Source organism: Bradyrhizobium sp. Crot121 (assembly GCF_059512385.1).
On the sequence record NZ_JCAMOR010000032.1, the window covers coordinates 1 to 12,721 of the forward strand.

Below are 12,721 nucleotides of genomic sequence, written 5' to 3' on the forward strand. Positions count from 1 at the left end.
CCAGCCAGCATGGTGAATCAGAAACCGCCTGATTTGGGAATCCCAAATCGATTCAAGCTAACTTCATTCCGCTTTAGACGGCCAGCTGCTCGCAATGACGCGGGGATGGGTTCTGATTCAAATTTCAAACAGCTCTCCGCTGTCATCGTCCGGCTTGACCTGACGATCCAGTATTCCAGAGGCGGTTGTGCTTGAGCCGAGAGGCCGCCGGATACTGTATGCCCCGTCATCGCGGGGCATACAGGTACGCGCCGAACCAAAGCGCCCTACTCCGCGGTCCAGCCGCCATCGATGGAGTAGTTGGAGCCGGTGATCTGCGCGGCGTCGTCGCTGCAGAGGAACAATGCGAGCGCGCCGACCTGGTCGGCGGTGACGAATTCCTTGGTCGGCTGGGCCTCGAGCAGCACGTCCTTGATGACCTGCTCCTTGGTCATATTGCGCGCCTTCATGGTCTCCGGAATCTGGTGCTCGACCAGCGGCGTCCAGACATAGCCGGGGCTGATGCAGTTGCAGGTGATCTTGAAGGTCGCAAGCTCGAGTGCCACCGTCTTGGTGAGGCCCGCGATGCCGTGCTTGGCCGAGACATAGGCCGACTTGAAGGGCGAGGCGACCAGCGAATGCGCGGAGGCGGTGTTGATGATGCGGCCCCAGCCGCGCTTCTTCATCCCCGGCACCGCGGCGCGGATGCCATGAAACGCCGACGACAGGTTGATCGCGATAATCGCATCCCACTTCTCGATCGGAAATTCCTCGATCGGAGAGACGAACTGGATGCCGGCATTGTTGACGAGGATGTCGACCGAGCCGAAGGTCTTTTCGCCGAGCGCGATCATTTCGGCGATCTCGGCGGGCTTCGTCATGTCGGCCGGCGAATAGGCGGCCTTGACCTTGAAATCGGTCTCGATGCCGGAGCGCTCGCGCTCGATATCGGCCGGCACGCCCATGCCGTTGATGACGACATTGGCCCCCGCGCTGGCGAATTTACGCGCAATCGCCAATCCGATGCCGCTGGTCGAGCCGGTCACGACAGCGGTCTTGCCTGTCAACGTAGCCATATCTGCTTCACTCCTTCTTTGCGGGGAACGGATCGACGTCCCCCGTGAGATCGTAGGTCACCATGGTCTCCCCGGACTGCGGCCGTTCTAGCCATTCTTTGTGACGCATCGACAAATGAACGTCGCGGACGCCCGCCTCCCAATGCTCGACCATGGCGACATGGGAGAAGTCGTAATCCTTCGACGAGGTCTCGTAGTTCTTGCTGCGGTAGATCAGGTGCACCACCGTGACGGTGTTCTCCTTGGAGGCCTGCCGCAGCAATTCAACGGAGGGATCGTTCTTCAGATAATCCGGCAGCTTGCCGATGAGATCACGCACCGCCATGCGCGCATTGTGGATCTGCCTGTTCTTGTCGGTGTTCATCCGCGTGCGGCTGGAAAAGCGGATGTCCTTTTCACGCTCGGCCGCCTCCAATAGCGAATTCGGCAACGGTCCGCGGGCGCTGAACAGATCGACCTGGAAGATCAGGAGATCGCGGCGGGTCTCCTCATCAAGCACGAAGTCGAGCGGGGTGTTGGAGGCGATACCGCCATCCCAATAATGCTCGCCTTCGATCAGGACCGCCGGAAAGCCCGGCGGCAGCGCGCCGGAGGCCATGATGTGCTCTGGGCCGATCTTCTTGCCGAGCTTCTTGAACTCGTAATTGTCGAAATACCTGAAATTGCCGGAGGTCACGCCGACGGCGCCGACCGAAAGGCGGGTCTTGAGGTCGTTGATGCGGTCGAAATCGACAAGCCGCTCCAGCGTCTTCTTCAGGGGCGCAGTGTCGTAATAGCTTTGCGACTGCGAGCTGCCCATGGGCCAGAACGGCGCTGGCGGAATCCGCGGCGCAAAGAAGCCCGGCACGCCGAATGTCGCGATGATGGCGGCGCTGGTCTCGTTGAACAAAGTGCGGGCGCGGTCGCCGGGCGCTATCGGATTCCAGGATACCGGACGCGACACCATCTCCCAGAATTCCTTTAAGCGCGGCACCTGCTTGTCCGGCTCGTTGCCGGCGATGATCGCGGCATTGACGGCGCCGATCGAGATTCCGGCAACCCAGTCAGGCTCGAAGCCGGCGCGACAGAGCGCCTGAAATGCTCCGGCCTGATATGAGCCAAGGGCGCCGCCGCCCTGCAGGACCAATACGCGCTGCGCCTGCGCGGGCGTCGTGGCGGGCGGAGGATCTGAAGTATCCATCGTGACCGTCAATCAGTGGTGTATAATGGCGCCCACCGTGGCCGCAGTTCGCGACCGCGTCAATCGGCCTGATCTGGCGTGACGATCACGCAGAGTTAGGTTGACGCGAGAATGAGCGTCCAGAACACCTTGTACTTGGTGTTCGGCGCATAGCTCGCGGCAATGCCCAATTTTGTGACACCGCCCTTGAGCATATTGGCCTTGTGTGGCGGCGAATCGCGCCAGCCGGAAAACGCTTCCGCCAGCGTATGATAGCCGGCGGACACGTTTTCGACCGCGACCGTCGCCGGATAGCCGGAGCCTTCCAGCCGTTTGCCGAGCGGGGCCTTCACGTCATGGTCCATCTTGTTGCGCGCCGCCATGGCCTGCGACTGCTGCTCGGCGAGCTTGACGAGCGCAGGGTCCACCACCACGGCGCCGAGGCCGTTGTTCTGGCGATATTGCGAGATCATGGTCGCGGCGGCCTGGGTGTCCAGGACGGCGCCGGGTGCAGCCATGTTGACATACATGGCCGGCTGTTCCGGAAGTGGAGTGTCTGCCGCGCAGCCGCCCAGCACCAGAAGCCCAAAGAGGGCGACGGTCGTCCGTTTCACTGAAAGGATTCCCCCAAGGTTGGTCCGCCGTTGTTGCATACCAACCGTGGCTGAATGGTGAACGGGGGGCGTTTTTTTGCCGCGGCGATGGCGGTCCGCGAGATCCTGTAGCCCGGATGGAGCGAAGCGTAATCCGGGGCCTTTTCGCGCGTGGATGCGAATCCCGGGTTGCGCTCCGCTTCACCCGGGCTACGGCAGCTATTCGTGAGCCGCGAAAATACGGTAGCGTCGGGGTTCCAGCGAGATGATTTCGCCGGCCTGCAGTTCCCGATCGCGCGGCGCATCGATCTCGATCACGGTCTTGCCTTCACTGTCGGCAAGTGCGACCTCGGCACGCTGGATCGGGCCGAAGGAGCGGACGTGGCGCACCGCCCCTTCCAGCGATCCGCCTCCCGCCGGGCCGATCTGCATGTCATGGCGGCGCACGAACAATTTGGAGGCGCCGGGCGCCGCACCATTGGCGGCGATGTTGAGCGGCCTGCCGCCGAGCCGGACCGCGCCGTCGCTGACATCGACCGGCAGCACGATGGATTCGCCGATGAAGCCGTGGACGAAGGCCGTCGCCGGATTGTCATAAACCTCGCCAGGGGTGCCGATCTGCTCGATGCGGCCTTTGTCCATGACGACCACGCGGTTGGCGACCTCGAGCGCCTCTTCCTGGTCATGGGTGACGAAGATCGAGGTGACGTGGATCTCCTGATGCAGCGAGCGCAGCCATTGCCTGAGCTCCTTGCGCACCTTGGCATCGAGCGCGCCGAAGGGCTCGTCGAGCAACAGGATGCGCGGCTCGATCGCGAGCGCACGGGCGAGCGCGATGCGCTGGCGCTGGCCACCGGATAGCTGGCTTGGATAGCGATCCGACAGCCAGTCGAGCTGCACCAGATCGAGCAGCTCCTTGACGCGGGCGCGGATCGCCTTCTCGTCCTTGCGGATCGCGCGCGGCTGCACGCGGAGGCCAAAGGCGACGTTCTCGAACACCGTCATGTGACGGAACAGCGCATAGTGCTGGAACACGAAGCCGACATGGCGCTCGCTGGCGCCGCGGCCCAGCGCATCCTCGCCGTCGATCGTGACTTCGCCCGCCTCGGGCCAGTCGAGGCCGGCAATGATCCGCAGCAGCGTGGTCTTGCCGGAGCCCGATGGCCCGAGCAGCGCCAACAGCTCGCCGTCGCCGACCTTCAGGCTGACAGTGTCGAGCGCTGCGAAATCGCCGAACTTCTTTACGATATTCTTGACTTCAATCGTCACTGACAATCTGCCCTTCGTCCAGACGCCGTTCGAGGATCGTCTTCACGACCAGCGTGATCAACGCCAGCATCGCAAGCAGCGACGCGATCGCGAACGACGCCACGAACTGATATTCATTATAAAGGATTTCGACCAGCAGCGGCATGGTGTTGGTCTCGCCCCGGATATGGCCCGAGACCACCGACACCGCGCCGAACTCGCCCATCGCGCGCGCGTTACACAGCAGGACGCCGTAGAGCAGGCCCCATTTGATGTTGGGCAAGGTGACGCGGAAGAAGGTCTGCAATCCTGACGCGCCCAGCGAGATCGCGGCTTCCTCCTCCTGCGTGCCCTGCTCCTGCATCAATGGAATCAGCGCGCGCGCGACGAAGGGGAAGGTCACGAAGATGGTGGCGAGCGCAATGCCGGGTACCGCGAACAGGATGTGGATGTTGTGCGCCTGCAGCCAGGTCCCGAAGAAACCCTGTGCACCGAACAAGAGCACGAAGACCAGGCCCGAGATCACGGGACTGACCGAGAACGGCAGGTCGATCAGCGTGATCAGAAAAGTCTTGCCGGCGAAATCGAATTTCGAGATCGCCCAGGCCGCGATCACGCCGAAGATCAGGTTGAGGCTGACGGAGATCGCCGCGATCAGAAGCGTCAACTGGATCGCCGAGAGCGCCTCCGGCTCGCTGAGCGCCGCGAAATAGGCCGAGATGCCGCGCGAAAACGCCGACGCGAACACCACGACCAGCGGCAGCACCACGAATACGGTGAGGAAGAGCAGCGCCAGCCCGACGATCAGGAAGCGGATCGGCCGGGGCTCGGTGCGCAGATCCCGCTTCGAGGCCGCCGTGTGCGGGCGCGCCTTCTCCCGCTGCGACGGCGGCGAGGCGACATTGAGGTCGGCCTTCGGGGCATAGGCCCGCAACTGCGTGGTGGAGGAAGCCAGGTTCGATTGCAGCGACATCGATCCGGCCCTCTAGTGAGTGGGAATGCGGGTCTGCGCCCAGCGCTGCAGGCGATTGACCGCGAAGATGATGATGAATGAAGCCAGCAGCATGACCACCGCGATTGCGGTGGCATCCGCATAACGGAATTCGGAGAGCCGGATCACGATCAACAATGGCGCGATCTCGGAAACATTCGGCAGATTGCCGGCGATGAAGATGACCGAGCCATATTCGCCGACGGCGCGGGCAAAGGCGAGCGCAAAGCCGGTCAAGAGCGCCGGGATCAGGCTCGGCAGGATCACGCGAAACACCGTGTGCCAGCGGTTGGCGCCGAGGCTTGCCGCGGCCTCCTCGATCTCCGGATCGAGATCGATCAGCACCGGCTGCACCGTCCGCACCACGAACGGAATGCCGATGAAGACCATGGCAACGAAAATGCCGATCGGCGTGAACGCGACCTTGATGCCCAGTTCGGCAAGCGGCGCCCCCAACCAGCCCTTCTGTGCAAACAGCTGGGTCAGCGCGACGCCGGCAACCGCGGTCGGCAGCGCGAAGGGGATATCGACGATCGCATCGAACAGCCGCCGTCCCGGAAAGCGGTAGCGCACCAGCGCCCAGACGATGACCGTGCCCATCACCAGATTGACGCAAGCCGCGGCAAACGAAAGCCCAAACGAGATCTTCAGCGCGCTCAGGGTGCGGCGGCTGGTGACGATGCCCCAGAACTGATCGAAGCTCAGCTCAAACGTCTTGAGAAAGAGACCGGCGAGCGGAATCAGGACGATAACGGAGAGCCATGTCAGGGTCAGTCCCATGGTGAGACCGAACCCCGGCAAAGTGCTGCGCCGTGCAACCGCTGTGCTCACCTATCCCCCTGCTTCTGCCCCCACGGGCCCGGCCAGATCAATTCTTGTAGATCTGGTCGAAGATGCCGCCCTCGGCGAAGTGCTCCTTCTGCGCCTTGGTCCAACCACCGAAAACGTCGTCGATGGTGAAAAGTTCAACCTTGGCGAAGGATTTCTCGTATTCCTTGGCAATCTCCGGATCGCGCGGACGGTAAGAATTACGCGCGGCGATTTCCTGGCCTTCCCTGGTATACCAATACTTCAGATAGGCCTCGGCAACCGCCTTGGTGCCCTTCTTGTCCGCGATCGCATCGACGACCGCGAGTGGCGGCTCGGCGAGGATCGACAGCGGCGGCGAGACGATCTCGAACTTGTCCTTGCCGAACTCGCGCTGCGCCAGAAACGCCTCGTTTTCCCAGGCAAGCAGCACGTCGCCGACGCCGCGCTCGACGAAGGTGACGGTCGAACCACGCGCGCCGGTGTCGAGCACCGGGACGTTCTGATAGAGGTCGCCGACGAACTTCTTGGCCTTGTCGGCCGAGCCGAACTTCTTCTGTGCATAGCCCCAGGCGGCGAGATAATTCCAGCGAGCGCCGCCCGAGGTCTTCGGGTTCGGCGTGATGACGGCAACGCCTGGCTTGATCAGATCGTCCCAATCCTTGATGCCTTTGGGATTGCCCTTGCGCACCAGGAACACGATGGTCGAGGTGTAGGGTGCGGCATTCTGCGGCAGACGCTTCTGCCAGTCCGGCGCGATCAGGCCTTTGGCCGCGACCGCGTCGACGTCGTAGGCGAGCGCGAGCGTGACCACGTCGGCCTGCAGGCCGTCGATCACGGCGCGCGCCTGCGAGCCGGAGCCGCCATGCGACTGCTTGATCTCGACGCTCTTGCCGGTCTCCTTCTGATAGGCCGCGACAAACGCCTTGTTGAAATCAGCATAGAGCTCACGCGTCGGATCGTAGGACACGTTGAGCAGCGAGTAATCGGCGGCGAAAGCCGAACCCGCCCACAGCAAACCCGCGACGAGCGGCAGGATACGACGGACCATCTCTATCTCCATTCAAATCGGATGAAGCAACACCGGAGCACGTGGAACATAACTCACGGCGAAGAGCGCTTTAGTCAACGGAACCGCATTTCATTGTTCGCGGCGTGGCAGCGTCATTGTCCTAAGAAGTCTTCATCGTATGAATGCCGCATTCTGTCTTGGCACGACCACGCCAGCGGCCGGCGCGCGCATCCTCATCGGGCGCGGTGCGGCTGGTGCAGGGCATGCAGCCGACCGACATATATCCGGAGGCAATCAGCGGATGCGGCGGCAGCTTGCCGTCGCGGTAGATCGCCTCGATCTCTTCGCGTGTCGCGTTGGCGAAGGGATTGAATTTCAGGCGCACGCCGTCTTTCTCGACCACGGGGATGTCGGCGCGGGCGCCGCCCTGAAAGCGCTTGCGCCCGTTGAGCCAGGCGGCGAACGGCGCCAGCGAGCGCGTCAGCGGCTCGACCTTGCGGATGCGGCAGCAGGCGTCGGGATCGGAGAACCAGAGATCGCGCTCGGGATCTTCGCGGTGAAGCGTCTCCTCGAGCGGCTTGATCGAGCGAACATCGGTCAGACCAAGCGTGTCGATCAGCGTGTCGCGATAGGTGAGCGTTTCCGCGAACAGCCACCCGGTATCGAGAAAGATCACGGGGATGGCCGGATCGACATCGGCCATCACCTTGAGCAGCGCCGCCGATTCCGTGCCGAAGGACGAGACCAGCGCAAGGCGCTCGCGGCCGACCGTCTTCAGCGCGGACTCGATGACCTCGAACGGCGTCGCCGCGCGCAGGACGCGATTGAGCTCCTGTACCGACGGCAGCGCCGACAGCGCCTCGATCGACATCTCTGGCGCCAGCGCGTTCATGGGCTGGCGCTTTCGGAATGACGCAATTGCGTGCGGCGGCTCAGCGCGGTGGTGCGGCCGTCGCCGGTCGGCTGGTAGAATACGGTGTAGCGTTTCACCGTCTCCGCGAAGGCATCCGCATCCTTTTCCTTCTTCACGTCGAGCGCATCGAAGCCGGCGCGCAGCATGAACACGAACTGGTCGCGCAGCACCTGGCCGGTGGCGCGCAATTCGCCCTGGAAGCGATAGCGCTCACGAAGCAGCCGCGCCTGGCTATAGGCGCGGCCGTCGCGGAACGACGGAAATACCAGCGCGACCGCGGCGAGCCGGTCGAGATAGGGCACGAGCTCGTCGAGATCGCGGTTGTTCGGCCAGACCACGCCGACCTTGCCGGGCCGGCGCAGCAGCGCCTCGGGATCGTCAAGGAAGCGCGCCGCCGGCACCAGGATTGCGCCATCAGCCGGGATCTCGGCGCCGTCGGCGACATGGGCGTAGATGTCGGTTGCGATTTTTCCGTTCTTAACGAGTGGCATAGACCCGCTCCTTGAAAGGTTCGACGCCGAGCCGCTTGACCGTGTCGATGAAGAGTTCATCGGGGGAATAGCGCAGCGCCAGATAGGCCTCGACGATGTCCTCGACCACGTCGGCGACCTCGCCATAGGGCACCGAAGGGCCGATCAGCGTACCGAGCGCGGCGCCCTCGTCGGCGCGGCCGCCGATCGTGATCTGATAAAATTCCTCGCCGTTCTTCTCGACACCGAGGATGCCGATATGGCCGACATGGTGATGGCCGCAGGCGTTGATGCAGCCGGAGATATTGATGTGCAGCCGGCCGATCAGGCCTGCGGTGTCGTGATTGGCAAAACGCCGCGTCAATTCCTGCGCGATCGGGATCGAGCGCGCATTCGCCAGAGAGCAGTAGTCGAGCCCTGGGCAGGCGATGATGTCGGAGACCAGGTTCACGTTCGGCGTCGCGAGCCCGGCCTTGTCGAGCGCCTTCCACAGCGCCGGCAGATCGCGCTTGGCGACATGCGGCAGTGCCAGGTTCTGCTCATGGCCGACGCGGATCTCGCCGAAGGAATAGCGGTCGGCGAGATCGGCGATCACATCCATCTGTTCGGCGGTGGCGTCGCCGGGCGGGCCGCCGACCGGCTTCAGCGACAGCGTCACGATCGAATAGCCCTGCACCTTGTGCGGAAACACCGAGTTCTTGCGCCAGCGCTCGAACAGCGGATCATGCGCCGCCTGCTTCAACTCGTCGGGCATGTGCGGCAGCTTCTCGTAGGCCGGATAGGAAAAGCGCGAGCGCACTTCCTCGATCGCACCATCATCGAGCGTCAGCGCGCTGTCGCGCAATTGCTGCCACTCTTCCTCGACTTCCTTGCCGAACTTCTCGATGCCTAGCTCGTGCACGAGGATCTTGATGCGCGCCTTGTAGATGTTGTCGCGGCGGCCGTACTGGTTGTAGACGCGCAGGATCGCCTCGACATAGCTCAGGATGTCGCGGCCGTGCACGAACGGCTTGATGGTCTTGGCGATGAACGGCGTGCGGCCGAGCCCGCCGCCGACCAGCACCTCGAAGCCGGTCTCGCCATCGGCGTTCTTGTGCAGCCGCAGGCCGATGTCGTGGATCTTGATCGCGGCGCGATCGTGTTCGGACGCGGTGATCGCGATCTTGAACTTGCGCGGCAGGAACGAGAATTCCGGATGCAACGTCGTGTGCTGCCGCAGCAGCTCCGACCAGATGCGGGGATCCTCGACCTCGCCGGGCGCAACGCCCGCCCACTGGTCGGAGGTGACGTTGCGCATGTTGTTGCCGGAGGTCTGCATGGCGTGGATGCCGACCTCGGCAAGATCGGCGAGCGCGTCCGGCAGCTCGGCGAGCTTGATCCAGTTGAACTGGATGTTCTGCCGCGTCGTGAAATGTCCGTAGCCGCGGTCGTAGCGGCGCGCGACATGGGCAAGCGCGCGCAATTGCTTTGTTGACAGCGTGCCATAGGGGATCGCGACGCGGAACATATAGGCGTGAAGCTGCAGGTACACGCCGTTCTGCAATCGCAGAATCTTGAATTCGTCCTCGGTGAGTTCGCCGGAAAGCCGGCGCTTCACCTGGTCGCGGAATTCTTCGACACGTTCGTGAAGGAGCGTGCGATCGAGTTCGTCATATGCGTACATGAGGGAGAACCTTAAGCCGGAACCGGAAGCTCGATGGTGAGGCCTTCCGACCGGATATGTTCGCGGAGATTGCCGGGCGCAATCTCTCCATTGTCCTTGATTTCGACCGGCGCGATGTAGGCACCGATCGCGCCGACGTCATCGGCCACCGCTTCGGCAAGCAGCGCCCGCGCATCGTCGGAGGTGCGCACGATGGCGGCGTCCGCAAGCCGCGACGACCAGCCATGCTGCGGGGTGCGATAGATCACCACGCCGTCATGAGTGCGGTTGGCAGTCACTACCGAAGGCCCGGTAATTCTGATTTTCTTCTGTTCAAGCGGAGAGGTCATTCGGCAGCTTCCAAAAGGTCCGAGATCACTTGGTTGAGATTGGCTTGACGCCACGGCGCGGAGTGGGAGACGACGTCGCCGATGACGAGGATGGCGGGGCCGCCATCGATCTTCTCGACCAGCGACGGCAGATGTTCGAGCGTTCCGACCGCGGCCTTGGCATCCGGCCGCGTCACCCGCGCGAACACGCCGACCGGCGTTTGTGGCGAGCGGCCAGCGGCCAACAGGCCGGCGCGGATCGTCGGCGCGGCGGTCATGCCCATATAGACCACGACGGTCATCTTCTTGTCTGTTAGCGCCGACCAGTCGATAGTCTCGGCGTCACGCGCCTTGTGCGCGGTGAGGAAGGTGATGCGCAGCGCCTCGTGGCGGAAGGTCAGCGGCGCCTCGAATTGCGCGGCGGCACCTAAGCCCGCCGTGATGCCGGGGATCACCGAATAGGCGACGCCTGCCTGGCGCAGCGCTTCGATCTCTTCGCCGCCCCGGCCGAAGATGAAGGGGTCGCCGCCCTTCAGCCGCACCGCGCGCTGTCCCGATTTCGCGGCCTCGATCATCAGTCTGTTGATGGCATCCTGGCCGATGCCGGGCTTGCCGACGCGGCGGCCGACCGGAATGCGCGAGGCGTCGCGGCGCACGCGGTCAAGAATCTCTGATGACACCAATTCGTCGTAGAACACGACGTCGGCGTCCTGCAGCGCGCGCAGCGCCTTGATGGTGAGGAGATCCGGATCGCCAGGTCCGGCACCGACCAGCGTCACATGGCCCTTTGCCTTGCCGAGCGCGGTCGCGCCGGCAAAGGCGGAGGGATCGGAAATCTGCTGCAACGCCTTCTCGGCTTCGTCTCTCCGACCGGCCAACACCAGCGCGCCGATCGGACCGTCGACAATGCGCTCCCAGAAGCGGCGACGCAGCGCGAATTCGCCGATGCGCGCATGTATAGATTTGCGGAATTGGCCGATGAAGGATGCGAGATCGCCGATGCGGGCCGGCAGCACCGCCTCGATCCGCTCGCGCACGCGGCGCGCCACCACCGGCGAGGCGCCGCCGGTGCCGACGGCGACCACGACATCGCCGCGATCGACGATCGCCGGGAAGATGAAGGTGGAATGCTCAAGATCGTCCATCACATTGACGGGCAAGCCGACAGCCCTCGCGCGCGCCGCCAGCGCAACACCGACATCGCCGGCGCCCGCGCAGAGCACCGCGATGACGCCGCTGAGATCAGCGGCGAGTGGATCGCCCGTTGCGAGTTCGATGCGCGTCGCATCGATCCCGCTCACATCATGATTGCCGTCAGTCGCAAACCAGCGGACGCGCGCGCCGGCGGCCGCGAGCAGACGCAGCTTCGCGCGCACGAGATCGCCCGCGCCGACCAGCAGCACCACGCCCGTTTGCAGATCCAGGAACACCGGCAAGAACCGCATGCGCCACTCGCTTCCCCAACTTATGGGTTGACTGGAATTTTATTCTATATATGTGTCGGCAAGCGCCCGCAAAGAGAAATTTATTTCTTCTCTATTGCGTCGCAACTATAGAATTTTCGCCTCCAAAGGCCAAGGCACAGAGATGCATCTTCTCGACAATGAATCCGGCAAAGCACGCTTGCGCGCTTCCGAGCCCAAAGAGGGAATAAAGGTGCCGCGGAAAATCCTCATCGAAGAACCCGCGACAGCGCCTTCCACGGATCATCTCGACGAGCTCGAGGCGCAAAGCATCTACATTCTGCGCGAGGCGTTCGCGCGGCTGAAGAAGCTCGCGCTGCTCTGGTCGCTGGGCAAGGACTCCAACGTGATGATCTGGCTCGCGCGCAAGGCCTTCTTCGGCCGCGTGCCCTTTCCTGCCATGCATGTCGATACCGGCAAGAAATTTCCGGAGATGTATGCCTTCCGCGATCGCTACGCGAAGGAATGGGATCTCGACCTCCGCGTCGAACCCTGCCCGCCGATCGATAGTGTCGATCCCACGCTGCCGCCCGCGGCGCGCTCCGCTGCACGCAAGACTGAGGGCCTGAAGCTCGCGCTGGTCAAACACGGCTTTGACGGATTGATCGCCGGCATCCGCCGCGACGAAGAGGCGACGCGCGCCAAGGAGCGCGTGTTCTCGCCGCGTGGCCTGGAGGGCGAATGGGACGTGCGCGACCAGCCGCCGGAGTTCTGGGATCATTTCAACGCCTCCCCGCCGCAGGGCGCGCATTTGCGCATCCACCCGATCCTGCATTGGACCGAAGCCGACATCTGGGCTTATACAAGACGCGAGAACATCCCGATCATCCCGCTTTATCTGGCGAAGGATGGCAAGCGCTATCGTTCGCTTGGCGATGCCGACATCACCTTCCCCGTCGCGTCGACCGCGTCAAACATCGATGAGATCCTGGCCGAGCTCGAAGACACCAAGGTGCCGGAGCGCGCGGGCCGCGCCCTCGATCACGAGACCGAGGATGCGTTCGAGCGGCTGCGTGTCGCCGGTTATCTCTGAGAAGCG

14 protein-coding genes are annotated in these 12,721 nt (G+C 63.4%); 2 read left to right on the top strand and 12 right to left on the bottom strand.

Annotation, left to right across the window (positions count from 1 at the left end):
* The coding region (locus tag AC5ZGW_RS25270; protein WP_496113975.1) for a hypothetical protein at positions 1-195 on the top strand (195 nt) is incomplete at its 5' end.
* 71 nt (positions 196-266) lie between these two features.
* On the opposite strand, the gene AC5ZGW_RS25275 is transcribed toward AC5ZGW_RS25270, so the two are convergent.
* The 12 genes from AC5ZGW_RS25275 to cysG form a co-directional block, all read right to left on the bottom strand.
* Positions 267-1,055, bottom strand: a complete 789-nt coding sequence (locus tag AC5ZGW_RS25275) for a 3-hydroxybutyrate dehydrogenase (RefSeq protein ID WP_130228898.1) — start codon at positions 1,053-1,055, stop codon at positions 267-269.
* Positions 1,056-1,062: 7 nt separating this feature from the next.
* A complete protein-coding gene (locus AC5ZGW_RS25280) occupies positions 1,063-2,235 on the bottom strand; it encodes a DUF3734 domain-containing protein (protein WP_028165083.1) in 1,173 nt (390 codons plus the stop codon).
* Positions 2,236-2,330: 95 nt separating this feature from the next.
* Positions 2,331-2,828, bottom strand: a complete 498-nt coding sequence (locus tag AC5ZGW_RS25285) for a CAP domain-containing protein (RefSeq protein ID WP_130228899.1) — start codon at positions 2,826-2,828, stop codon at positions 2,331-2,333.
* Between the two features lie 198 nt (positions 2,829-3,026).
* Entirely contained in the window at positions 3,027-4,076 is a 1,050-nt protein-coding gene (locus AC5ZGW_RS25290; RefSeq protein ID WP_130228900.1) for a sulfate/molybdate ABC transporter ATP-binding protein, read from the bottom strand.
* Complete coding sequence (gene cysW / locus AC5ZGW_RS25295; RefSeq protein ID WP_130228901.1) at positions 4,066-5,028, bottom strand: sulfate ABC transporter permease subunit CysW; 963 nt, start codon at positions 5,026-5,028, stop codon at positions 4,066-4,068. The genes AC5ZGW_RS25290 and cysW overlap by 11 nt, the downstream gene beginning before the upstream one ends.
* Before the next feature lie 12 nt (positions 5,029-5,040).
* Positions 5,041-5,847: a sulfate ABC transporter permease subunit CysT gene (cysT, locus tag AC5ZGW_RS25300; protein ID WP_165435475.1), complete on the bottom strand. Its 807-nt coding sequence runs from the start codon at positions 5,845-5,847 to the stop codon at positions 5,041-5,043.
* A gap of 67 nt (positions 5,848-5,914) precedes the next feature.
* Positions 5,915-6,916 carry a sulfate ABC transporter substrate-binding protein gene (locus tag AC5ZGW_RS25305; RefSeq protein WP_130228903.1) on the bottom strand — a complete coding sequence of 334 codons (1,002 nt, stop codon included), beginning with the start codon at positions 6,914-6,916 and terminating at the stop codon, positions 5,915-5,917.
* Positions 6,917-7,025: 109 nt separating this feature from the next.
* Positions 7,026-7,757 carry a phosphoadenylyl-sulfate reductase gene (locus tag AC5ZGW_RS25310; protein ID WP_130228904.1) on the bottom strand — a complete coding sequence of 244 codons (732 nt, stop codon included), beginning with the start codon at positions 7,755-7,757 and terminating at the stop codon, positions 7,026-7,028.
* Positions 7,754-8,269 (bottom strand): DUF934 domain-containing protein, encoded by a 516-nt coding sequence (locus AC5ZGW_RS25315; protein WP_130228905.1) that lies wholly within the window; start codon positions 8,267-8,269, stop codon positions 7,754-7,756. Before AC5ZGW_RS25315 ends, AC5ZGW_RS25310 begins: the two co-directional genes overlap by 4 nt.
* A complete protein-coding gene (locus AC5ZGW_RS25320; protein WP_028165076.1) occupies positions 8,256-9,911 on the bottom strand; it encodes a nitrite/sulfite reductase in 1,656 nt (551 codons plus the stop codon). The genes AC5ZGW_RS25315 and AC5ZGW_RS25320 overlap by 14 nt, the downstream gene beginning before the upstream one ends.
* 11 nt (positions 9,912-9,922) lie before the next feature.
* Entirely contained in the window at positions 9,923-10,240 is a 318-nt protein-coding gene (locus AC5ZGW_RS25325; protein ID WP_130228906.1) for a DUF2849 domain-containing protein, read from the bottom strand.
* A complete protein-coding gene (gene cysG / locus AC5ZGW_RS25330; RefSeq protein WP_130228907.1) occupies positions 10,237-11,664 on the bottom strand; it encodes a siroheme synthase CysG in 1,428 nt (475 codons plus the stop codon). The genes AC5ZGW_RS25325 and cysG overlap by 4 nt, the downstream gene beginning before the upstream one ends.
* Positions 11,665-11,806: 142 nt before the next feature.
* Here cysG and cysD point away from each other — a divergent pair, with 142 nt between their 5' ends.
* Positions 11,807-12,715 carry a sulfate adenylyltransferase subunit CysD gene (gene cysD / locus AC5ZGW_RS25335; RefSeq protein ID WP_245474983.1) on the top strand — a complete coding sequence of 303 codons (909 nt, stop codon included), beginning with the start codon at positions 11,807-11,809 and terminating at the stop codon, positions 12,713-12,715.
* The last annotated feature ends 6 nt before the right edge of the window (positions 12,716-12,721 follow it).